24 protein-coding genes and 2 pseudogenes are annotated in these 23,583 nt (G+C 36.0%); 5 read left to right on the top strand and 21 right to left on the bottom strand.

Annotation, left to right across the window (positions count from 1 at the left end; translation table 11 throughout):
- Window positions 1-154 precede the first annotated feature (154 nt).
- Window positions 155-913 (top strand): class I SAM-dependent methyltransferase, encoded by a 759-nt coding sequence (locus B2R82_RS19025; RefSeq protein WP_286926429.1) that lies wholly within the window; start codon window positions 155-157, stop codon window positions 911-913.
- Between the two features lie 186 nt (window positions 914-1,099).
- On the opposite strand, the gene B2R82_RS19030 is transcribed toward B2R82_RS19025, so the two are convergent.
- Entirely contained in the window at window positions 1,100-1,837 is a 738-nt protein-coding gene (locus B2R82_RS19030; RefSeq protein ID WP_286926430.1) for a sulfite exporter TauE/SafE family protein, read from the bottom strand.
- Window positions 1,838-2,465: 628 nt separating this feature from the next.
- Window positions 2,466-3,329: a LysR family transcriptional regulator gene (locus B2R82_RS19035; protein WP_286926431.1), complete on the bottom strand. Its 864-nt coding sequence runs from the start codon at window positions 3,327-3,329 to the stop codon at window positions 2,466-2,468.
- Window positions 3,330-3,440: 111 nt separating this feature from the next.
- Between B2R82_RS19035 and B2R82_RS19040 the strand changes: the two genes are divergently transcribed.
- A complete protein-coding gene (locus tag B2R82_RS19040) occupies window positions 3,441-4,214 on the top strand; it encodes a sporulation protein (RefSeq protein WP_286926432.1) in 774 nt (257 codons plus the stop codon).
- 45 nt (window positions 4,215-4,259) lie between these two features.
- On the opposite strand, the gene B2R82_RS19045 is transcribed toward B2R82_RS19040, so the two are convergent.
- The 10 genes and pseudogenes from B2R82_RS19045 to B2R82_RS19090 form a co-directional block, all read right to left on the bottom strand.
- Window positions 4,260-5,198, bottom strand: a complete 939-nt coding sequence (locus tag B2R82_RS19045) for an ABC transporter permease (RefSeq protein ID WP_286926433.1) — start codon at window positions 5,196-5,198, stop codon at window positions 4,260-4,262.
- The gene (locus B2R82_RS19050; protein WP_286926434.1) at window positions 5,176-6,099 is read right to left on the bottom strand and encodes an ABC transporter ATP-binding protein; all 924 of its coding nucleotides are present in this window, start codon (window positions 6,097-6,099) and stop codon (window positions 5,176-5,178) included. Before B2R82_RS19050 ends, B2R82_RS19045 begins: the two co-directional genes overlap by 23 nt.
- Window positions 6,100-6,104: 5 nt before the next feature.
- Complete coding sequence (locus B2R82_RS19055; protein WP_286926435.1) at window positions 6,105-6,800, bottom strand: ABC transporter ATP-binding protein; 696 nt, start codon at window positions 6,798-6,800, stop codon at window positions 6,105-6,107.
- Between the two features lie 10 nt (window positions 6,801-6,810).
- Window positions 6,811-7,167 (bottom strand): GntR family transcriptional regulator, encoded by a 357-nt coding sequence (locus B2R82_RS19060; protein WP_286926436.1) that lies wholly within the window; start codon window positions 7,165-7,167, stop codon window positions 6,811-6,813.
- Window positions 7,164-7,940: a hypothetical protein gene (locus tag B2R82_RS19065; RefSeq protein ID WP_286926437.1), complete on the bottom strand. Its 777-nt coding sequence runs from the start codon at window positions 7,938-7,940 to the stop codon at window positions 7,164-7,166. Before B2R82_RS19065 ends, B2R82_RS19060 begins: the two co-directional genes overlap by 4 nt.
- Before the next feature lie 114 nt (window positions 7,941-8,054).
- Window positions 8,055-8,311: pseudogene (locus B2R82_RS19070) on the bottom strand (hydantoinase/oxoprolinase family protein); the annotation flags it as partial.
- 35 nt (window positions 8,312-8,346) lie between these two features.
- Window positions 8,347-8,505 carry a hypothetical protein gene (locus B2R82_RS19075; protein WP_286926438.1) on the bottom strand — a complete coding sequence of 53 codons (159 nt, stop codon included), beginning with the start codon at window positions 8,503-8,505 and terminating at the stop codon, window positions 8,347-8,349.
- Between the two features lie 244 nt (window positions 8,506-8,749).
- Window positions 8,750-9,787, bottom strand: a complete 1,038-nt coding sequence (locus B2R82_RS19080; protein WP_286926439.1) for a hypothetical protein — start codon at window positions 9,785-9,787, stop codon at window positions 8,750-8,752.
- A gap of 18 nt (window positions 9,788-9,805) precedes the next feature.
- On the bottom strand, window positions 9,806-11,263 hold the full coding sequence (locus tag B2R82_RS19085; protein ID WP_286926440.1) for an MBOAT family O-acyltransferase: 1,458 nt from the start codon (window positions 11,261-11,263) through the stop codon (window positions 9,806-9,808).
- A gap of 427 nt (window positions 11,264-11,690) precedes the next feature.
- On the bottom strand, window positions 11,691-12,845 hold the full coding sequence (locus B2R82_RS19090) for a hypothetical protein (protein WP_286926441.1): 1,155 nt from the start codon (window positions 12,843-12,845) through the stop codon (window positions 11,691-11,693).
- Between the two features lie 415 nt (window positions 12,846-13,260).
- On the opposite strand from B2R82_RS19090, the pseudogene B2R82_RS19095 reads away from it, so the two are divergent.
- Window positions 13,261-13,401: pseudogene (locus B2R82_RS19095) on the top strand (Arm DNA-binding domain-containing protein); the annotation flags it as partial.
- On the opposite strand, the gene B2R82_RS19100 reads toward B2R82_RS19095, so the two are convergent.
- From B2R82_RS19100 to B2R82_RS19110, 3 genes are all read right to left on the bottom strand, one after another.
- Window positions 13,355-13,711 carry a PucR family transcriptional regulator ligand-binding domain-containing protein gene (locus B2R82_RS19100; RefSeq protein ID WP_286926442.1) on the bottom strand — a complete coding sequence of 119 codons (357 nt, stop codon included), beginning with the start codon at window positions 13,709-13,711 and terminating at the stop codon, window positions 13,355-13,357. The pseudogene B2R82_RS19095 and the gene B2R82_RS19100 overlap by 47 nt on opposite strands.
- A 633-nt stretch (window positions 13,712-14,344) precedes the next feature.
- Window positions 14,345-14,983 carry a GNAT family N-acetyltransferase gene (locus tag B2R82_RS19105; RefSeq protein ID WP_286926444.1) on the bottom strand — a complete coding sequence of 213 codons (639 nt, stop codon included), beginning with the start codon at window positions 14,981-14,983 and terminating at the stop codon, window positions 14,345-14,347.
- Entirely contained in the window at window positions 14,980-15,549 is a 570-nt protein-coding gene (locus tag B2R82_RS19110; protein WP_286926445.1) for a hypothetical protein, read from the bottom strand. The genes B2R82_RS19105 and B2R82_RS19110 overlap by 4 nt, the downstream gene beginning before the upstream one ends.
- Window positions 15,550-15,730: 181 nt before the next feature.
- Between B2R82_RS19110 and B2R82_RS19115 the strand changes: the two genes are divergently transcribed.
- Both B2R82_RS19115 and B2R82_RS19120 read left to right on the top strand, forming a co-directional pair.
- The gene (locus tag B2R82_RS19115) at window positions 15,731-16,327 is read left to right on the top strand and encodes a TetR/AcrR family transcriptional regulator (protein WP_286926447.1); all 597 of its coding nucleotides are present in this window, start codon (window positions 15,731-15,733) and stop codon (window positions 16,325-16,327) included.
- Between the two features lie 244 nt (window positions 16,328-16,571).
- Window positions 16,572-17,438 carry a pentapeptide repeat-containing protein gene (locus B2R82_RS19120; RefSeq protein ID WP_286926449.1) on the top strand — a complete coding sequence of 289 codons (867 nt, stop codon included), beginning with the start codon at window positions 16,572-16,574 and terminating at the stop codon, window positions 17,436-17,438.
- 46 nt (window positions 17,439-17,484) lie between these two features.
- Here B2R82_RS19120 and B2R82_RS19125 read toward each other — a convergent pair whose 3' ends face one another.
- The 6 genes from B2R82_RS19125 to B2R82_RS19150 form a co-directional block, all read right to left on the bottom strand.
- Window positions 17,485-19,200, bottom strand: a complete 1,716-nt coding sequence (locus B2R82_RS19125; protein ID WP_286926451.1) for an FTR1 family iron permease — start codon at window positions 19,198-19,200, stop codon at window positions 17,485-17,487.
- Window positions 19,175-20,434 carry an iron uptake transporter deferrochelatase/peroxidase subunit gene (gene efeB, locus B2R82_RS19130; RefSeq protein WP_283871964.1) on the bottom strand — a complete coding sequence of 420 codons (1,260 nt, stop codon included), beginning with the start codon at window positions 20,432-20,434 and terminating at the stop codon, window positions 19,175-19,177. Before efeB ends, B2R82_RS19125 begins: the two co-directional genes overlap by 26 nt.
- 6 nt (window positions 20,435-20,440) lie before the next feature.
- Window positions 20,441-21,310, bottom strand: coding sequence for an iron uptake system protein EfeO (efeO, locus tag B2R82_RS19135; protein WP_286926452.1), 870 nt, complete (start codon window positions 21,308-21,310; stop codon window positions 20,441-20,443).
- 164 nt (window positions 21,311-21,474) lie between these two features.
- Window positions 21,475-22,674, bottom strand: a complete 1,200-nt coding sequence (locus B2R82_RS19140; protein WP_286926453.1) for an MFS transporter — start codon at window positions 22,672-22,674, stop codon at window positions 21,475-21,477.
- 11 nt (window positions 22,675-22,685) lie between these two features.
- A complete protein-coding gene (locus tag B2R82_RS19145) occupies window positions 22,686-23,105 on the bottom strand; it encodes a MarR family winged helix-turn-helix transcriptional regulator (protein ID WP_286926454.1) in 420 nt (139 codons plus the stop codon).
- A gap of 204 nt (window positions 23,106-23,309) precedes the next feature.
- Entirely contained in the window at window positions 23,310-23,570 is a 261-nt protein-coding gene (locus B2R82_RS19150) for a hypothetical protein (protein ID WP_286926455.1), read from the bottom strand.
- Between the last annotated feature and the right edge of the window lie 13 nt (window positions 23,571-23,583).

The following is a 23,583-nucleotide window of genomic DNA, read 5'->3' on the forward strand; positions in this document are numbered from 1 at the left end:
AGCCAAACTTTGACACAGTCTAATCAATTGATGTTACAATTTTTTGTATTTCCATGTCTCCTCTTTATTCCAAAGTGGAATCAAAATTGCTATTTTCTAGAATTTCTATTCAATTAAGCTCTTTGTTATGCTCAAATAAAGGAGATGAAGTGAAATGATAACAAAATGGAATGCCAATTTATACGATCAAAAGCATGACTTTGTTTCAAAATTTGGAGAAAGCTTAGTGGACCTACTTAGACCACAGAAAAATGAAATGATTGTGGATATTGGTTGTGGGACAGGAGATTTAGCACGCGAAATTGCAACTCATGGTGCCATCGTTCAAGGAATTGATGCCTCTCAGGACATGATAATTGCAGCACAGCAAAAATATCCTAACATCCAGTTTCAAGCTGTGGATGCTACAACATTCTTTATTAAGAATCAATTTGATGCTGTCTTCTCAAACGCAGCCCTTCATTGGATGAAGCAGGCAGATCAAGTTATTGAAAATATTTATCATTCCCTAAAGCAAGGAGGCCGCTTTGTTGCTGAAATGGGTGGAGATGGTAATATCGCCTCTATAGTATGGGCACTCAAAAAAAGTATGGAGGAAATGCAACTACCATATCAGGAAGAATATTTCCCATGGTATTTCCCGACTTTAGAAGAATATCAATCTAAATTAGAGAAAGCCGGCTTTACCGTTGCTATGATTACATTATATGAGCGACCAACCCCTCTTCAGGGAGAGGACGGGCTTCGTAATTGGTTAGTGATGTTTAGTCAGAACATCCTTCAGCATTTAACGGAAAAAGAGAAAGAGCAAATCTATATAAAATGTGAGCAGCTATTAAAACCTAACTATTATCAGAACCAACAATGGGTTGCTGATTATTGTCGACTACGCTTTGTTGCGATCAAAAAGTAATAAAAAATTATAAAAGAACGTATATAATCCAATACGTTCTTTTATCTATTTAAAATACATTAATGAAGAATCGACCTTTTAGTGATGAGCTGAAGTAGTCTGTTGGTCGATAGGAAATTGAGGTACAAGATAAAATTCAAAAATCCTGCATCAAATGCTAATAAAATAACAGTTTGGCAGCTTCCTTCAGTATAATGCCCAGTATGTAATGGTATCTGTCACACCTATTAGGATTAAAATAACACCTGCCACATTTTGAATGACTTTCCCCATTTTCATGCTAAAATGCATAATGACGCGTTTTTCATAAAAGAAATGAATCAGTGCCATCATGATCAAAAGCGGCACAGAGGTTGCGACACCAAAAATTGCTGGTAGCACTAAGCCATACGAAGTTGAGGCAACCGTTGGCATTAGCCATACAAAGAAAAGTACGAACATTGTTGGGCAAAAGGCTAAGGAAAAACTAGCGCCCATTAGCAGTGAACCAATTTTCCCTTCTTTTAACACTGTTGGAATAAGTAAAGAAATTTGATTCAGAAATTTTAATTTAAAAATGCCAATAAGCACAAGGCCCGTTATTAGCATAATTGGACCAATTGCCCGGCGAAAAACTGGAAAATACATAGTCATTTTCGTTTCAAAGGATTGACCAAATATCCAAGCGAAAAAGCCCAAAAAACTAAACACAATAACCTTTCCTATTATAAAAAACACGATTTCCTGCCAATTACTTTTCATTTGAATAGTACGATTCCCATAAAAGGTGATAGCGCTCATATTACCTGTTAATTGACAAGGAGCTAAAGCACCTATTAAACCAAGTAAAATCGCAATTATAAATGGAGCATGCTCATAGGTATTTAAAAATTCTGTTATAGGATTGCTCATGATTTGGCTTATTTCTGACATCAAATTATACATTTATAAAACACCTACTATATTATTGATAAGAATGTTCATTTGCCCAAATATTTCTGGGATCTGAGCGTTTTTCGGCTTTGCCTGAGTGGTTCTACCTTGGACCTGAGCGTTTTTTGGGAACACCTGAGCGGTTCTCTCTTGGGACCGAGCGCTTTTCCGCTGTACCTGAGCGATTCTACCTTGGACCTGAGCGTTTTTCGGCTTTACCTGAGCGATTCTACCTTGGACCTGAGCGTTTTTCGGCTTTACCTGAGCGATTCTATCTTGGACCCGAGCATTTTTCGGCTTTACCTGAGCGGTTCTACCTTGGAACCGAGCCCTTTTTGGGAACACCTGAGCAGTTCTACCTTGGGACCGAGCGTTTTTCCACTATACCCACTATACCTGACTGCGGTTCTTCCCTGAACCCATGCACTTTTCAGGAACACCTGTCTCCTGGAACTGTATAATGCTTGATGACACCTGATAGGACCCTTCCTGAATTGTATACGGCTAGATGGAAGAAATTGTATTCCTATTTGTTTTATGCGGATTACATACCACCAGTATATATAGTAAATATGAATAATTGATGCAGATTCCTGTTTTTAACTGAGACACTTTAACCACAGTTTTATAACTAGTACTTCTAATCACAAACTAAATCAGCGTAAATTAGGTGACAAACTGCTAAAAAGCTGTCAATATCTGAAGATAAATATTTTGCTAGAAAGTAGCTATTGGACATAATATGAGAAAATTCTTGTATGGAATAGCTATGTAATAAATTCTGTTGATCCTCGATAACACTTCTTGGCAAAAAGGCAATGCCAAGTCCATGCTTTACAAAATTTTTAATAACTTCGGTTTGATTTATATGCATGCTTTTATAGCGTTTAAATTGTTGTAATACTTGCTGGATGTCTTGCCAATAAGGTGCATATTCATGTGTTAAAATCATTTCCTGCTGCAAAAGCGTAAGTGCATCTGCCTCTTTTTTTGCTATTGGAGCAATTAATTGAAGTGATTCCTGTGCGAGGAGGACAGTATGAAGCTCTCGAGTTGATGTTAGTTTTGATAAACCAATATCTACCTCCCCTGTATAAACCGCCTCTCCTATTTCATTTGACTTTAATAGCTCAATCGAAATTTGGATGAAAGGTTTCTGCTGTTGAAATGTTTGGATGATGGCAGGTAAAGTAGAATTGGCAATTTGAGGTGCAACCCCGATCGTTAAATGGGATGTATAACCATGCAAAAAGGATTCCATATTGTGTATTGCTTCATCAACAGTCATGATCATTTTTTCTGCCTGTTGAAAAAAGTAAGCCCCAAAACGATTTAGTTTCACTTGCTTCCTCTGTCTATCAAATAATGTTGTTTGTAATTCCTTTTCAAGATGCTGTATATGCTTTGATACTGTAGATTGTGTAATAAATCGTAGTTCAGCTGTTTCTCGGAAATTTTCTGTTCTGGCAGCAATTAGAAATGTTCTTATCCATTCTGTTTCCATCCTGACACCCCGTTTGTTTTTCATACATTATAACGAAAACTTTTTATATCTTGAAACCTTTTCAAAAAATGTGCGTATGTATAATTATTAATGTCAATTGGAGGAATACAGATGTCGTTTTTTAACAATGTACTTGCAAGTATTGGGGTAGGCTCTGCAACGGTTGATACACGATTAGAGAAAACTACATACAGAGCTGGTGAAATTATGCGTGGCGAGATTATAGTACGTGGTGGGCAGGTTGAACAGCAAGTCGATACAATTTATTTATCGATCAATACGACCTATATTCGAGAAGCAAATGACAATAAATATACGGAAGTAGCTGCTCTACAAAAAATTAAAGTATCAGAGCCATTTATTATTGCAGCAGGCGAGAGGAAGACCTTCCCTATTTCACTTACATTACCATTCGAAACACCAATAACAGCAGGCAAAACCCAAGTATGGATACAAACAGGACTTGATATTAAAAACGCAGTGGATCCAAGTGACAAGGATTACATTCGTGTCCAACCAACAGAGCTTGCTACACATATCCTAGATGCTATAAGTGCACTTGGTTTTCGTTTACGTGAAGCAGAATGTGAACAGGCACCAGCTCGATTGCGTGGCTACTATCCATTTATTCAAGAATTTGAATTTGTGCCGACAGGACAATATCGAAATCATTTAGATGAGCTAGAAATTGTTTTTCTATCACAATCTAATCATTCGGCAGAAATATTGCTGCAAATAGACCGTAAAGTTAGAGGCATTGGCAGCTTTTTCGCGGAAGCTCTTGATATGGATGAAAGCTATGTCAGAACCACAATTACCAAGCATGATTTACCAATGATTGAAACGAAACTACAGCAAATTATTGCCAAGCACTTAAAAGGATAAAATAGAAAAACACGGTATGAAAATGAACATCATACCGTGTTTTATTTATGCTGTCACATCTCGTTTCATAAAGGACGTATAGCTGATTACAAGGAAAATAACAGCATAAATCGCCAGGACAGTAAGTGAGAATGGCATTGTGATACCTTCTGTCACTGGATTTCCTGATTCATATTGCGTTAAATTAGAATGCGTCAGCCAAATATATTTGACAATTTCATACCGACTTAAGAACATTACAATCATTCCACCTGTAAACGACAAGAACATCGTTAAACCAATCGCTAAAGAACTTGAGCGGAAAACTGAACCTACTAAAAAGGCAAATAACGTTGACATCACAAAGTCACCGCCAGATAGTAAATAATGATACCCCAAGTCACCCCATACCGCTTTTTCGGCTATTTGTCCATTGACCATCTCTAACTCGACACCCGTACCATTGCCGAATAATAAGAATCCTACTATGGCACTTACTACGACATTAATCACAAATAAAAACAAACCAAATATAAAAGTTGTAATTAATTTGGAGGTTAATATTTTTGCACGCGACATTGGACGAGTTAACAGCATTTTAATAGTACCGGTTGAGAATTCACTCGATACAATACTCGCTGCTGTAATTACTGTAAATAATGTTACTAACGTGAGCATATTACTTGTAAATGACATAAAGCTCGCAAGACTTCCCCCATTTTGAGACGGTACATCATGCGTTAAACGATACTCAGATATCGCAATTTGCTCTTCGAAATATGTTTTATCTGCCGGAGTAAGATCGTCTCCTGCTAACATTTCTTTATAGTTGTTAATGGTCTGTTGTTCAGTTTCTTTCCATGAAATATCCTCTGAATTTTTTGTATCATAGTATTTCAACATAATACCAGGTCCAATAATAAAGAGGATTATTAATGCGACCATTGCCCAAGTCCCTTTTTTATACCACAATTTCATCCATTCATTTTGAATTAGCTTCAGCAATTTGGCCACCTCCTGTCATTTCTAAGAATTGGTCCTCTAACGTTTTTTGATGTGGTTGAACAGCGAATAATTGAATTCCTTCATTAACAAAATTTGTAATAAAGGATGGAATATCTTCTTTTTGTATTTCAACCACGTAGCCGCTATTTTCTGAAACAAAATTGATATCAAGCTTTTGAAGAAGCGATACAGCTTGTTCGTTAGGAGTAGCCTCAATATAATAAAATGAAGAATTATCACTATGAATATCACGAATATCAATTAATTTACCACTTTGAATGACAGCCACCCGATCACACATTAATTCAATTTCAGATAATAGGTGACTAGAAACAAAAACAGAGACGCCATCCTCAGTCGCTATTTTCCGTAGATACATACGAAATTCACGAATACCTGCTGGATCAAGACCATTTGTTGGCTCATCTAAAATTAAAAACTTAGGCCGATGAAGCAATGCCTGTGCTAATCCTAAACGTTGACGCATCCCAAGGGAATATGTAGAAACTTTCTCATGAATACGTTTCTCAAGACCCACTTGGTTCACTACCTCTTGAATACGATCCTTTGTTACATTTTTATGCATTCTTGCAAAATGCAATAAGTTTTTATAGCCTGTCATAAATTTATACATTTCAGGGTTCTCTACAATTACGCCAACCTTACTAATTGCCTCCTCATAATTCTCCTGAAGTGAAAGTCCATCAATGATAACTTTCCCTTCCGTCGGATGCATAAGCCCTGTCATCATACGAATAGTCGTCGTTTTTCCTGCACCATTTGGTCCTAAAAATCCAGTAATTTGCCCTGGATATAAATCGATATTCAATTGCGAAATTAATTGTTTACCACGAATGATTTTTGATAAATTTTGCAATTGAACAATTGGTTGTGTTGTCATTGGTTTCATCCTTTCTTATAGTAGGCCTTCATCCATTGCACAGCATCCTTATTCGTCAGATCTCGAATCCTTTCAAGTTCCTCATGTGCAATAATCGAGCCATTTTGTAATAAAATGATTTGATCTAAAATCGGCTCTACCTCATATAGCTCATGGGTGGATAAAAGAATTGTTTGATGTTCCATATCGGTAAATTGAATGAGCCCTTTAATGAGTTGCTCACGAACAATTGGATCAAGCCCAGCAAACGGCTCATCCATTAAATAAAACGGGACCTCTCGCCCAAGTGTTGCAGCCATCTTCATACGACCACGGTTTCCTTTTGATAGCTGACTTAATCTCATTTTGTTATCGACCTGCAAAAACTCTGCAACGATACAGGCCTTATCATATGAGAAATCCTCGAATTGAGAGGCATAGTACTGAAATAGCTGCTCTCCAGTATAAAAATCGTAAAATAAATCCGTATCTGGTAAGTAGGCAATCTGATTGGCACTTCTACGTGTAACTGGGTTACCATTCAGTAAAACCTCACCGCTTGATGGAAGTAACAAGCCAGCCAATACCTTTAAAAGTGTTGACTTTCCACTACCATTTTCTCCAACTAGGCCAATAATCTGTCCAATTGGTAAAGAATAAGACACGTCTTGCAGTATTGTTTTTTTCATATAACGAAAAGAAACATTTGAAAGTTGTAGCATTTATCTCACCTCACGATTTATTTTGCAAAACAATTAGCATCTCTTCCTTTGAAAACCCAAGTGCTTCAATAGAGGATAAAAAATTATCTGCTAATTGATTTTTTATAGCTTCTCTCAACAGAACAATTCGCTCTTCATTCGTTGTGATAAATGTACCCTGCCCTCTTTTAGTTTCCGTTATATTCATTGCCTCTAACTCCTTATATACACGTTGCACTGTATTGACATTAACCCCAGTCTCTACTGCATACTCTCGAACAGAAGGAAGTCGGTCCCCAAGCGCTAACTTCCCTTTTAAAACATCTCCACAAATGCGATCAACAAGCTGGCTATAGATTGGTTTATCACGTGAAAAATCAAGTGTCATCGTAAAACCACCTTTTCCAGCCACTTTGTAGCAATGATAAATAGCAATGCGAACAAAATGGTAAGGGCTAGTTCCTCCACTACATACAATGTGCCAAGTCTAATACCCATTGAAGGCAATTTGAATTTTGGCAAATACTGTTCAAGCCAGCTTAACGAGACACCCATATGTTGGAAAATTTTAACGTATATTATACTTTCAGTAAATCTAAACCATAGATAGATGCATCCAAAAAAGGCTCCCATCATAAGGACGATAGCAAAACGACCGATGAAGTACTTCATTTGCAGATAAAATGCCAAAAATAGAAGAATACTTACAAATAGCATTAATTGAAACAATGCAATAATGGCTACCACGAATACTAGCAATAGCAATACCTGTCCAAAGCTGGCTATAAAGGCAGCTCTTAATGAATAGATTGCAATACCTGTAAAAAGAATATTAAACATTGTGTATCCTGTTAAGGAAAAAACAATTTTTACACCTATAAGCTGCCGAATGGAGCTTGTTGAGTGTAGCCATATTTCTTTACTTCTTAAATCCAATCGTAAGCTAGCCACAAATTGCAATACAGAATAAAAACCTCCTAAAGCAAGGACTAAAAATGTAAAAGCAAATTGAAGTTGATTTTCCTCTGAAAATCCATCACCATATCGTTCTATTAAATAAGGAATAACTATGGATATTAAGATTCCTAAAAAGATTCCCACATATAACCATGCCCGAAAGAGCACCCATTCTTTTTTAAATTGCCCAACGAAACTTTTCAACGTAAACACCTCGCGTCATAGTGTACTAGTCAAATATTACACTATGACTTTTTGAATTGCAAGCACTAAAAAGCAAAGGGAAGAATCTGTTTATCAAAGATCCTTCCCTTTGCTTTATTTCATTTTTCCCACTACCTCAACCTTTAATCTAGTCGCATTTTCAGGATAATAGGCAAGTGGTGTTTCTTCCACTTCCACTAATTGAATTGTTTCTGAAAGTGCGCCTGCTAAAATCGCCTGTTTCAACAATATTGGAAACTCCACGAATAGTATTCGGCACAATTACACTGCCTCCTCCAACTAAGACAAGTTGAACCTTGAGATGAAGTTTTCATTTTATCGATAGCCTGCTCAAGAATAGTAGATATTTCTATTATTTTTACTAAAATCTGTATGTTTGAAATCTTTATTTTTTATTCTTTTCTGTTGATTTTATAATTATTAAACTAACAATACTAATAACCGCAATTCCATACATAATAGTTTTATTGCCTTCGCCCCAAGTATCCACCATTAATATAAAAATTATTAGTAGTAATAAAAAGTAAAATAAGTAACTACGCATTTGTTAAACTCCTATTTTTCTTAAGTAAAAAAATGGAATTGAAAAATTCCATTTTTAACCACGTCATGTTAAGCTAAATTCTTCAAAGCATTATAAAAACAGAAAAATCTACTAGAGCTTAACCTTTAGCCCTTTTTCCAATTCGTTACTTCCCTCTTAGTTGGGAGATTAACTGCCCGTAAACGTCTGATTGGTGAAAGCTAATAATCAGTGGGTATGAAGAAAATCTCCACTGATTTAAGTTTCACTTTATATCTACCAAGACATTTTTAAGGTACTCATCAAGATTCCCTTGATCTACAATCTGCATAATAGTTGATCGTTCTTCCCTGTTCTCTAAAGCTTTAATGATTAAATCCCCAACATTTGGATAGTAATGCAACCAGTCGAAAAAGTTGTTCACATTCGTCGTTACTTCATTCACACCATGGAAGCTGTACACGGTACCAAACACATCTACCATATCATTCATCCATCTACTATAAGCCTCGTAACGATTTTCATTATGCAAAATTGTCTGAAGCCGTTTCGCAGGCATTACTTCTGTAAAGACCACTAGTTCTGTATTTGGGAATGCATCTTTTATAGCTTGAAGCCTTTTTCGATAGTCGATATCGTACATAAAAGGCTTGGCTGTCTCTGCTTTAAAATTCTTCTGGAATTTTTGCCACCCCTGCTCCATATCATCATTTGAATACGTAGTTTGTGCAATATTATTTCGTGTGTAACTGCGAGCACCATCGTAATGATTTGCTTTTGAAATATCATAATTAAAAAGAGCATAATGCATGGTGCTTGCTGAAAATAAGGACTTTATTGCATAAAAAGGTGCCTCCGCCGTCTCGATATAAGTTTGCGGCGGATTCGATTTATTAGGTTTTCCAGCATTCGCTGAATCAAAATATAACTCAATAAAAATTCTCTTAAACGGCTTTCTGTTTTTCTTTTCAGCATATTTCATGTAAGGTAAATATTCTTTAATATGCAGACCGCTCATTGAATAATTATAAACTTTTTCTTTTGTAAAAGCCCTCTCATCAAGATACGTAATCCTGCTCGTTCCAATTAACAAACTATCATAGTTAAAATCATGGCTATTCATATAATTAGTTTTTAATTGTCTTTCATCAAAGCCAAGCTGATAGTCGTTAAAGTCATTCGCATGTGTGTAATTCCAAAGAGGGTCAATATAATAATTAAAACTTATAATTCCGTAAACAGGTAATCCTGTTACTATGAAAGATGCGGCAAATAATTTTATTAACCATTTTTTAGGATCCAAGTTCATTCACACCTATATTTAGAAATTAAAATATAAAAATATACTATTTTTTTGCATATAGTAAATCGATACTAGTACTAGTGCAATCATAAATTGCGTATAAACGATTGCTCCCCAATTAAATTTCATCTTATCCATTAATTGAATAGAATTTAATGCCGTAAATGCAATAACAAGTGTAATTAAGAGTCCTACAACAATCACTATTGGATTACTGAATGATAGTCCCAAAATATTAAAGGCTTCCATTTGAACAAAATTAGTGTACGGCTCCGTAAAGAAATTAGATATAGATGCCATGTTTGGCGTAAACATTTTGGCTACAATAGTATTCGCTTGCTCAATACTTGTTGAACGGAAATATACCCAAGTGATATTAACAAATTGGAAAGTCATAAACCACGAAAATAAATATGGAAGCTTAATGCCCGTTCTACTAAAAAGTCTCACAACAACAGACGCAAAGCCATGAAGAAGTCCCCATAAAATAAAATTCCATCCTGCACCATGCCAAAATCCACTGATGAAGAAAATAATTAATATATTAATATAGGTTCTATATGCCCCTTTATGACTACCACCTAATGGAAAATATACATATGTAGTTAAAAACCGGTTCAACGTCATATGCCACTTTTTCCAAAACTCCTGAATATTACGTGCTTTATAAGGAGAGTAGAAATTTACTGGCAGTTTAATATTAAATAATAATGCTAAACCGATCGCCATATCAGAATATCCACTAAAATCATAATAAAGTTGCACTGTATACGATAATGAGGTAATCCAAGCTTCTATAAAACTTAAGTTACTATAATTGGCAAAGCCTTCATTCGCCCATACGCCAACCGTATCAGCAATAACAACCTTCTTGACTAAACCAATTGCAAAAATAAATAAACCTCGTGCAACATATTCATGAATAATTTTACGATTTCCCTTCGTATCATACTGCGGAAGCATTTCATCATGCTGAACAATTGGTCCTGCAATTAACTGTGGGAAAAACAAAATGAACAGCGCATAATGACTAAATTTATAATGAGCTGTTCCATCACGATAACTATCAACAATAAAAGCAATCTGTTGGAATGTAATAAAACTAAGTCCTAATGGTAGCAATAAGTGCAACAGTGCAAAATTTGTACCAAATAAACTATTAATATTATCAATAAAGAAATCGGTATATTTATAGTAACCGAGAATGATAATATTGAAGATGACGCCAATAATCATATACGTTTTTCTCGAACGACTATTGGTATTATTAATCACCCGACTTAAAGCAAAGTTCACAACTATTGAGATCGTGATGATTATTAAATAAGTTAACTTAAAATAGCCGTAAAAAAGCAAAGAGCTCAGTACCAACCAATAAATTGCAATTTGCTGGTTCCTGAAACGGTTTAATAAAAAATAGACAATAAATGTTATAGGTAAAAACAAGAAAATAAATTCAAAGGAATTAAAAAGCATTGCACCACTTCCCTAATAGCCATTCCTTTATATTCAAAATTTAAGACTCCTCACCACAATTTATGGTTAATTCCGAGGCGCTTACCTAAGGGCGTTCGCTAGCGCTTCAAGGGTCTCATCTTTAACGCTTTGAACTGCACCCAAAATAGTCGTCCAGCCCCTACAATCAAGCTAAAACACGACATACGTTTAACAAGAACAAAATTATGGATCCCTGTATATATTAACCATACAATTGGAATTAGTTATAGCTGATTTTCCTTAAAGGGAAGGTTTATCTAAGATAAACCTTCCCAGATGTTAATAAAACTGTTGTTAAAAAGAAGTACAAATGGCCAAGTAAAAGAGGGTATATTGTGCGGAGATAAGAAAGGAATATCCCTAAATCATTTTCAATGACTTTTGGAACAACCCCAAATTCCATTACCTATTGAGGTAGATATTCTTGGCCGTTTATCGTTACTTTAGAAGCTGAGATTAGAATTTTTTTATTTGCTGTAAAATACGGTTCTAAAATTTTGTGAAATTCTTCCCATTTGCCTTCTTCTTTATCAAGCTCCTCTTTTTTATTAAGTGCTCTGGCTTCTTCATAAAGCTGTTTTAATTGCTTGCTGTCTGTTTCACTAACCTCGAAATTAAAGTCAGCCATATATTCTTCAAATGTTGGGGGATTATAGAATTGACCAAGGATTTCATCGAATTCATTCCATAGCTTATCAGACAATTCTTTATTTCCATCTTTATCTGCTTCTCGAGCATTCTCAAAGATTGTTTTTAGTTTTGCTAAAGTTTCAGCAGGAATTTCTGACTCTAGGCCATCTAAAGTTTCTTCAAAAGTTTGTGGTGGATATAGCTCATCCAAATATGGTTTAAGGATTTTATCAAACTCTTCATATTTTTCGTTAGCTTTTTCTTCATCACCGCTTTTTTCAAGCTTTACCCATTCTTCATAAATAGCTTTAAGCTGTTTTTTATCGTTTTCTTTAATTACTATGTTACTTTCATTAAATCCGTATTCTTCTTCTATAAATTCATCAAATGATTGTGGCTGCCAATTAGCCAATATATATGGCTTTTTAATTTTATACATTTCGTCATAAATTTTATCCCATTTCTCGAGTTTCTTTTCTATCTCTTCAACTGAATAATCACCTTCATTTGTTTCTTTTTCTATCTTCTTCATTTCATTAAACAACTTTTCTAATGTTGTTAAATCTTCTTTTGTTACCTCTTTAGGTAGGTCTTTCTTATAAGCTTCAAATGTATTGAAGTCATTATGATTTTCTACAACATTGCCTTCTACAGAGATTTCTTGTCCTTCTACTAAGCTCATTTTTTCTAGTTGTTCAGTAGAAAAATTACTGAAACTAATAAAATAATTTTTACCATCTTGTCCTTTAAGGTTCATTCCATAATAGGGAAAGATATCTTTAATAGTCCCTTTAATTTGTTGTTCCTTTTGAACTGAAGCTTCAATTGTTTTTTCTGCTGATGCAGCTCCTGCTTGAAGTGGCGTTAGAACAGCCATTCCTATAGTAAGTGCTGAAGCAATCATCCAAGTTTTTTTAATAGTTTTTTTCATTGTTAACTCAATTCTCCTATCGAAAAGTATTTGTTTTACAATAATTAGACCCATTTACCATATGAAAACGTTCATTTAAAATTAAAAAATAAAAAAGAAAACTAAAAAAAATCATCCGGTCCTGCACCCCTAAGTCAAAAATCTAACTTTAGGGGTGTTTTTTATATGGCGAAATACAGTGAAGAATTCAAAATAAATGTGGTGTGAACATATGAAAGGTCCTTTAGGTTAGCGAAAAAACATGACATACCAAATCATTCGGAAATAAAGCGTTGGGTACGTGCCTATAAAGAAATTGGAGAAGTTGGATTACGTAGAAAAGTAACAAAACAGACATACTCTATTCATTTCAATTTTTGTAGGAAGGATAGAAGGCCTGCAAGAAAAAGTGAAGGGACGGCCACCTATGACTAAATGGATGTTTCGGCATAAGTATTATGATTCTACCGGAAAGCGTTGGAAGAAGAAAAAAAGCGGCTTTAAAATAGAAAAAGCAGCATTGAAAGCGCTCATGGAAGTAAAGGCTGCAACGCTGCGCGGTGAAACAAAACATATAGGATAACATTTTGAGGGTATTCTATACTCTGTAAATGCTCTGGTAGTAAGGACACCTTTTCTAATGTTTCCTTTACAAAATGATCATTCACTATCTGATTATGAACGATTGCGTCCATGACTTTATAGATTACCTCTTTATAACGAAGAGAATAATCATTTTTAGGCATGCAAATAATGATAAAATCCTGGGCATCTGCTAACTGCAGCACCTTCTCTGGGATTTCAGGTAAAACAATCCCAACATAATATAAAATTAGACCTAATTCCCCAAGATCATGTAAGTGCTGAATCGTTTCACATTGTTGCACGACACTATCCCTAATTGAATAAAAAGAGCTGATTAAAAGCTCCTCCGCATACCACTCTTCTTGTACTACTGATTGAATAATCCTTGAAAAAAAACTACATTTGAAACTTCCAATACTGATAAAGACGAAACCGTTCGATTTAGGTTATTTTTACCAGTTAAAACCTCTGCTCCTCTAAACGATGGCAATTGTAGTAGATCTTTTACCGTTACCCCATTTTTCTTCACCACTACTTCTGTTTATTTTTATATTTATAATTGTAGCTTCTCACTAAAATATGTACTTGACTGTACAATCCCCACATGGGTAGGGGCTGAGCTGCCTCCTTCGCCCATTTTACGCTTCTGCAAGGTCTTAGATATACCTAATTCCGCACTGCTAAGACAGATCTACAAAAGCATTGCCCCTCCATATGCTTTCATTCTAAAGCTCTCTTTAATCAAGAACAAATTTTAGTAACGATTCATAATTGCAGCTAACGTTTCACTGTTGTTACAATTAATATTTGTTGCTGTCGCTCCTGATGTTAATAAAATATTTTGAATGCTAAAAAAACCCTTATGAAGATGAATACCATATTTTTAATAGTATGTAGTATACATCAATCAGAATGCTAAATGCTCACCTTTTATCTTAGCATTCCTTTTTATAATTCATGCAATAAACAGGTAGTTCATCAAAGCTAATCTCCTTGTTCAATTCAAACCCAAATCTTCGATACAAATCCACATTTCCTTTGTTTTCTGTATCAAGAGCAACTCCTTGTGATTCCGAATCAGCTCGTACATTTGCGAGTAGGTGATGTAGTAGTGCTTTCCCTATGCCCTCCCCCTGCGCTTCAGGTGTAACACCAATCATGATGAGATAGTGATGTGGGTAAAGAGGAGCAGATGCCCTAGTAACACGCATATAAGTATTAAGCAGACCCAGTGTTTTAAAGGGTAACTGTATTAAAAGTGAAAATAGCTTACCTAGCACAAGTAGACCACCCAAAACTTTTTGAAACTTACTACTACTTGGTGTCTCAACAATGTAAGTGCCAAGCAACCTTTCATTTTCAAATACACCCCATAGCTCTTCATTAAGTAAAAAACTTTTGTCAAACATGAACGAGACAAATACCTCAACACGGCTACTTGCCTCATTATTGTGAAGTGAATTGCCAAAAACATGTAGAAATAAAGGATCCTGTGCGAATGCTTGGCTCATTAGTGTGACAAATGACGATTTGTCAGCTTTTGTTAATCGTAATATTTTTAGTGAATTGTTCATAAATTCTCCCTCATTTTATAGTGTTCTTTGCGATAATGATCCACAGCAAAGCTGAATAGCACTTTTAGCATGAATAATGAATTGATGGTCAACATATACGGCTGCATTTCTTCAAGTATCGGAAGGACTCCAAGACCTAAAGACAGGAGGAAGCCTGCAATAAAAAGTTGGGAGTCTCTTTTAATAAAAGCATTGACAATAAAGGCCCCAACAATTGTATAGGCCCAGACAACTACGGTACTCCATAAATCTATTTGCAAAAGCAAAGCAATGATTATGTTATGGAAATGGATCATAATAAAAATTATGCGATTTTTTCTACGATTCGCATAGAAATTACTCGTTGAGGAAGTAAAATTGGCGATGCAGCCTGAAAAAATATCAAAAATAAGCAATAGAGCTAATGCACTCCGCCACAGGGGAAGATTAGTGATAAACTCAGGGAACACCAGACAGAGTAAGGTAGTTAGAAACGCACCAAAAAGCAAAATTGTCAAAATTGATCCTACAGTTTGTTTCTCACCAAAAACATCATGCAAAAATGAAGGAATAGAAATTTGTTTCACATTGATACACTCCCATCACTCTGAGTGCAAAAGCATAAAATAATGCACTCATATTTTATAGTATTTATACTAATTCACTACAAAATTATTATAATTCCTCAAAACCATTAGCGCAATAGTTTTGTAGTGATTTTATTGATTTACTATAAAATTAAAGATACACTACATATGAGGTGAGAAAATGAACGGCTTTGAACGACGTAAACAGAAAAAAATCGAACAAATTTACAATGTTTCATTTCAATTGTTTTTACAACATGGTTTCCAAAAAGTGAGTGTAAATGAGATTGCCCAAATGGCGAATGTGTCACCTGCTACGATATATAATTATTTCGGAACAAAAGAACAGCTTTATGCGGATATGTTGATTCATTGGGTGGATAAGCAACTTCAGCAGTATGAAGCCATTTTAAAATCAGAGCGTTCTTTTCTAGAGAAAACTAGGGAAATCATGCTGTTGGAGGCTACCAATTTGCATATTTTATCCAATGAGCTTCAAAAAGAGCCACCTTCCGAAGTTGGTGGATTTAAGCATTTACTTGAGACTTATACAGAGCAGAAAGTCGTGGAATTTTTTATGAAATATGTCGCATTGGGCAAACAATCAGGGTTTATACATCAGAATCAAACCGAGGAAAATGTGATGTTATACTTCTCAATGTTTAAAAATGAACTAGGTAAGCGATGGAATAAGACAAACCATGAAACAAATGAGATTGGAATTGATCAATTGATTGAGTTGTTCTTCTATGGTTTAGCTGGGCAAGCACAAAGCTAAAAGACCTGAGAAATCGAATATGATGTTCTGATAATATTTAAAAAAATCCCTGATCTAGAATTTCTCGACTTCTTTTCCTTTCCATATACATGGAAAATCAAAAATTATTTAAAAATTTTATGAGGGAATGATAAACATCTATCAGTAAAAGAAACCTGTCCATGAAGTTGAATCTTAAATCTCTCACAAATATAAGTGATAAAATTAAAAGTAAGAGTTTATATGTTAAGAGAGGAAATCAAAAATGGTCAAATTAAAAAAATTAGATTACTCAATAGGAAAACAGATACGTGAAAGTTTACAGGCTGACTGCCAAAGCTGCTTTGGATTATGCTGCACAGCTTTAAATATTGTTGCTTCCAGCGATTTTGCGATGAATAAACCTGCTGGTATCCCCTGTCAAAACTTACAAACTGACTTTAGCTGCCAAATTCATGGCAATCTTAGGGACAAGGGGTTGAAGGGATGTACCGTTTTTGATTGCTTAGGGGCAGGGCAAAAGGTTTCGCAAACAACCTTTCGTGGACAGGATTGGCGCCAGTATCCTACACATGCTGACACAATGTTCCAAGTGTTTCCAATTATGGAGCAATTATTTGAGATGATTGCTTATATTGCAGAGGCATTATCCTATACGGTTGATCCTCAGTTATATAATAGGTTACTTGAACAATTAGAAAAACTTCAATTTGCTACGGAATTAGATGCAGCAACCTTATTAACAATTGATATTCCTAATTTTAGAATGCCCGTTAATATGTTATTGCTAGAAACAAGTACGGAAATTCGTCAACGCTTTATTAAAACAGCCGGTGGAAAAACGTCTCGAAAGTATAGCTATCAAGGGGTTGATTGGATGGGCAAAAATTTAAAGGGCAAGGATTTACGTGCTATAGATCTAAGAGGAGCTTACCTAATTGCAGCTAATCTTCAGCAGGCTGATCTACGAGTAGTCGATTTTATCGGTGCTGATTTACGAGATGCTAATTTACGAGGAGCTGACCTTTCTACAGCTATGTTTTTAACTCAAATGCAGATTAATTCTGCCCAGGGAGATAAGCAGACAAAATTGCCTTCTCACTTAAAACATCCTACTCATTGGCTTCATTAATAAGAAAAAGGTAGATGAACGAGTATTCCTTCATCTACCCTACTATTTATTTTTGTTTCTTTTTATAAATAATTGTTGCTACAACTAGTAACAGTAAAATTGCTTGTCCAAGCATGGTTTCAATCGTAGGATAGAATCCTATGATGCTAACCACAGGCAAGCCATCTACAATTGTTGTTGATACAGTATCTCTTAATTGGAGCGTATGCAGACTGACACCAATAATTTTAAAGGCCAATACATAAATTAACACAGTTGCCACGGCGAAGAATTTATGAATCGGAATTTTTCCACTTGCTTTAAATAATACAAGAGCAAAGATTGCCAAAATAAGAAGAGCTACCACAATTCCTAGCACAAATTGTGAGGTTTCCATTTTTGGAGCAATCCCTGCATAAAATACAAGAGTTTCTGCGCCTTCACGGAAAACGGATAAGAAGCTAATGGTTGCCATGGCAAGGACAGAGCCACTGGAAATAGCGCTACCTATTTGTTTAGAAATGTAGCGATTCCAGCTTGCAACACTTGATTTACTATGCAACCAGATTCCGACACCGATCATCATAGCCGCAGCAAGTAAGCCTACATAGCCTTCCATTAATTCCCGATTTGTATCAATAGTTGCTGAGTTCAGAATAGTTGACATTAGGATTGCCGCTACAGCAGACAACAGGATACCAACAAATGCTCCAACATAAATCCATTTGCGCATCTTCTTTTGTCCTGATTTATCTAGGAATGATACCAAGGCCAAGATAATCAGTAGCGCCTCAAGTCCTTCGCGAAGTAATATTAGTGCTGCATCCCATATTGTATAATCCGAATCACCTTGAATAAGCTCGATTTCGGTACGGAAATTTTCTAACTTTTTTGTAATGGCTTCTTTATCAACAGAGGATTTTAATAAATCACTTGCAATAATGGGCATATCACTTTCAATTTTTGTATAAAGACTTCCATTTCTTGTTGAGATTTCTATTTCAATACTTGGCCAGACTGTAATAAATTCACGAATTTTCTCAGAAGCTGCCTTAAAATCCCCAGCTTCAATGAAATCATTAGCTTCATCAATATAAGCAATTAATGTAGCCAAAGAAAATTCTCCTTCTACTACTTCCGCTGTTTCTTTGCCTGACACAAAATCATTTATCGTTTGCTTTAAATCTGCAAATTGAGACTGCATTAGATTAATATCAGGCTCTTCAGCAGAAATAGAGATACGCAGAAATGCCATTTGTGTTTCAATTTGCCCATACATCGCAATACTTTGCTCACGTACTGGTCGCTCACTTTTATTCCATTTTATATTAAAATCCTTGTAGGCTTCATCTATAGCCTGAATGTCCCCACTGGCTAAAGCTTTTTCAAAGTCTGCTATGATTGGCTTCATCTTTTGTCCAAACTCTACACGCTGTGCCGCTTCGTCTACAGGATTTTCAAGCTTTTCTAAGTTTCGTAGTGCATGTGACAGTGCAGAAAGTGCCTCCAAACGTTCATTTTTTGAAGTTGCTTCCGTTGCTTGCAAAAGAATCTCATCAACCTTTGCCTTTGCCTCTTTTTGCTCTGAAGTGACCTCAGCCCAGTCTGTGGCAAATTGTTCAAGTGCCTGCTTTGCCTCAGTTTCATTATCCTGCTTCGTATTCATCAGTGCATCACTAATCGCAATATATAAATGACTATAGGATTGCGCAGCTTGCACTGGTACAGCTAATGACAGGATTAAACAAATAATTAAACTACAGCGCGTTAAAAAGTGCTTCACCTAAATAACTCCCCTTTTGTACACCAGGGAAGCATGCAAACACAGCACTGCCTCGATGGGTAATGTATTCATTCATTTTATCCATTCGTCCTAAACTATTTTGAATGGCTGTAAATTGTGCTGGGTCTTTTTGAAAGGAAATGAATATTAACCCTGCATCATGTGCACCAGTATTTGACATAACACCTGATGCATAAGAATAAGAGCGACGTAAAATACGGGCACCTGATTTCCGTGCCAAATGTACATGCGATGTATCTGGCATAATATATTCACCCTTACTATCCTTTGCCTCGACATCGAAATCATCAAATTCCTTTGTTTTTCCAAACGGAGCACCACTATCACGATAGCGCCCAAATGTTGCTTCCTGATCCTTTAAAGATGTACGATCCCATGTTTCAAGATGCATTTGTACTTTACGTGCAATTAAATAAGAGCCACCTTGTAGCCAGCCTTTATCAACCCAAACAACCTCATTTAGATCTTTCTCATCTGTAATCGCTGGATTCACAGTGCCATCCTTAAATGCAAAGAGATTTCGTGGCGTTCCTCCACCAGCAGGAAACGAGTTAAAGCCTGCTTGAGACCATTTAATTTCTACCTTACCAGATGCTGCACGAACTAAATTACGTACTGCATGGAATGCCACCTGTGGGTCATCTGCACAGGCCTGAATACAAAGATCTCCACCCGTAAATTCTTTTTGTAGCTGATCTTTCGGGAAATGTGGTAAATCCTTTAACTCCGCTGGCTTCAGATGCTGGATACCAAGCTTCTCAAACAAAGAGGGGCCTGCACCGATTGTAATGGATAAATTGGAAGCATCTAAGCCATCCGCTTCCCCAGTATCGCCTGTTGGAACTCTAGTATTCGTTGTTAAATCAACCATTAATTCACCATTCATTAAACGTACAACAAGAGGTGTCCATAGTTTGAACAACTCTTGAAGGTCTTTCTTAGATGTAAATAAAACATCCAAAGAAGCAAAATAAATATTAGTTTGAACAGGAGTAGTGATGCCCGATTGATGCTTTCCGTAGAATTTTACTTTATTGCTAACAGTAGTGCTGTCTGCAACAGGCTCAAAGACATCATAGCCCATTACTTTCATAACACCACCTAAGCCAGAGGCACCGATTGCCGCACCTGCAACACCAATACCTGTAAGTTTTAACATTTCACGTCTAGATATTTTTTTATCGATCCATTTTTCATCGTTTGACGCTGTCATTATATATCACTCCAAAATAATGCCCATTTGACTTAATGGTTCACCAAGTTGATTAACAGCTGCCGCAAGTGCCTTTGTATTTTCCTCCGTTAACTCCTCATAGGAAACAAAGCCACCATCAGCTGTTGCATGCTGTGCTAATAAGTCATCCACCGCTTTGAATTTTTCATCTAATGTTGCTACTAGCTCTTTGTCTTTCGCCTCTAATTTAGGACGTAGAATTTCAAAGATTTTTTCTGCGCCTTCGATATTAGCCTTAAAGTCATAAAGGTCAGTATGAGAGTAGATTTCTTCTTCACCAGAGATTTTTGATGTTGAAACCTCATTTAATAAATCAACAGCACCAGTGATCATTAAATCTGGTGTCACTTCAACTGTTTGAACTAATGCATGTAATTCCTTTGCATCTGCTAATAATTGATCTGCAATTGCTTCAAAGCCTGCTGTTTTATTTTCTACCCATAGTGCATGTTCAAGCTTATGATAGCCCGTCCATTCTTCCTCACCTTTACCTTCTTCTTGAATATCGGCTAAACGACCGTCGATTCGTGGGTCAAGGTCACCAAAGCTTTCTGCGATTGGCTCAGAACGCTCGAAATACATACGTGCTGGTGCATAAGCTGCTTTCGCCCCATCTATGTCACCCGCTTTAAATAAATTAACAAATTTTTCCGTTTCCAGTAGGAATTGATCCATCTGCTCTAAAGCAAACTTTTGATAGGTTGATAGTTCTGCAGATAAATCCACTTCTTCTTTTGCCGTCTCTGCTTGTTCTGTCTTTGGCTTTTCTTCTTTTTTTGCTTCATCCGTACTGCCACAGCCGGTCATAATAATACCCCCTGCAACTAATACTGACAATAACGATGTTTTCTTCATGCAAAAAATACCTACTTCCGAATTAGTTTATATTGAGAATGATAATGATTATCATATTTGATTGCAAGAAGTATTTTTATTTAAAGAAAAAAACGTCATTTTGTAGTTGAATTTTATACACAACTAGAAAAAAGACGTTTTTTCTACAATATAATGATTCTAATCTATGAAATTTTTGCTTGTTTCAAGTTTTCATATTTTCCATATAAGAAATAATAAAGCACAATTGACAATAATATAACAAATATCATTGCGAAAAAAATTGTACTGTAGCCCGTTGAAGGAACAAAGAACCCTAAGAAATATGGACCAACACCTAAGCCTAAATCATACAAAATAAAGTATGTAGATGTCGCAAGTCCTAAACGTTCATTGGGTGTTACCTTAATGGCTATTGCTTGTGCTACAGAATTGAAGTTTCCATAGCCAATACCAATACAAGCAGCAGCGATTAAAAAAGCTATTGTAGTTGTGGCTGAGCTAAAGGCATACATTCCTATCGCAAAAATCACTAGACAGGGATAAATAATAATATTTGCTCCTCTAGCATCTAATAATTTACCTGTAAATGGACGAGTCGCCAAAATCACAACGGCATAGATAATAAAGAAATAGCTTCCTGCTGTCACCAAATCAAGCTCTTTTGCGTAAAACGTCATAAAGGACATTACACCAGAGTAGGCAAAACCAATAACAAGCGCTACAAACGCAATTGGTAATGCGCGCATCTCAATAAAGTTTGAAACCTTAAAGCCAGCTTTCACTGTTGCTTCTGTTGCTTTCTTAGGTATGAATGGCACTGTTACCATGAAATACATAAAAAAACAAATAATCGCTAAAACCGAGTCAACAGCAAAAATCATACGATAATCCTCAAACAACTGTGTTAAAAGAATCCCAATAAATGGACCAATGGCAGTGGCTAAAATAGCACTTAAACTGTAATAGCCAATTCCTTCACCACGTCGTTCAGTCGGTAATATTTGTGCAATAATTGTTCCAGTTGCTGTACTTGCTACACCAAGTGCAATTCCTTGTACTAAACGATTCAGCATTAATAAAGGAAGATTTCCTGCTATAAAATAGGATATTGTTGACAGCATAAATAGTAATAATCCGCAAAACAATGTTTTTTTACTACCCCAGTCACCAATTATACGACCTGTACCAAGGCGCCCAAATAATGTACCGATAATAAAAATACTTGATACTAACCCTGCAGTACTTGTTGTGGCATGGAATTGCTCCACCGCATAGGCTGCAATCGTCACCATTAATAAATAAAAAATTAAGGTAATCGTAAAATTGATAAGGGAGACGATTAAAAAGTCCTTTGTCCAAAGTTTATGTCTTGTTGCTTCCACATTGCTCTCTCCTATTGATTAATATTCATACAAATTCTTGCTAAAACCTGTGTGGCAATTTCAATATCTTGCTGGGGTACACCTGCAAGTGCCTGCTCAAAAAAAGGGCTCAGCTGCGACTTTATCTCCTGCACAAGCTCTTCTCCATACGTCGATAGGTGAACAAGCTTTTCACGCTTATCCTTACCCACTACCGTTTCTACATAGCCCAGCTCCACAAGTTTATGGACAAGCTTCGTTACACTCGGCTTCTCTATAGACATGAAATTGGCAATATCTACAAATGAATGAGGACCTCTATCATTTAAGAAACGAAGTACTGCCCATTGCGAGCTATATAATTGATATGTTTCAAGTTGAACATTCAACTGATTGATAAACGGCCTATACATTAAACGGTATTGATTGAAGAATTCCTGTTCCACCGTCATAAAATCACTTCCTTCACTATTAGTTAGCCTAGCTAACTATATACCTAAAATATTTATTTGTCTAGTAGTGCCTGTTGGAGTATCAGGTAAATGAGCAATTACTTGTGCGGTTCCGCCACTTTTAACGTTCTATCCCCCACTTTGCGCGGTCTATCCGCTACTTTTAAACTTCTATCCCTCACTTCTCACACGCTATCCAAAAACTTATGCATTCCCCCCCACTTTTAACCTTCTATCCTTCTCTTTGCGCGGTCTATCAGCTACTTTTAAACTTCTATCCTTCACTTCCCTCGCGCTATCCAAAAACTTATGCATTCCCCCCACTTTAAACGTTCTATCCCTCTCTTTGCGCGGTCTATCCGCTACTTTTAAACTTCTATCCTTCACTTTTCTCGCGCTATCCAACAACTTATGCGTTTCCCCCACTTTTAACCTTCTAACCATCACTTCCCACACGCTATCCATCTCTATCCTCCTA

The sequence above is a fragment of the Lysinibacillus sp. UBA6686 genome (assembly GCF_002455205.1).
Taxonomy (GTDB): Bacteria; Bacillota; Bacilli; order Bacillales_A; family Planococcaceae; genus Lysinibacillus; species Lysinibacillus pakistanensis.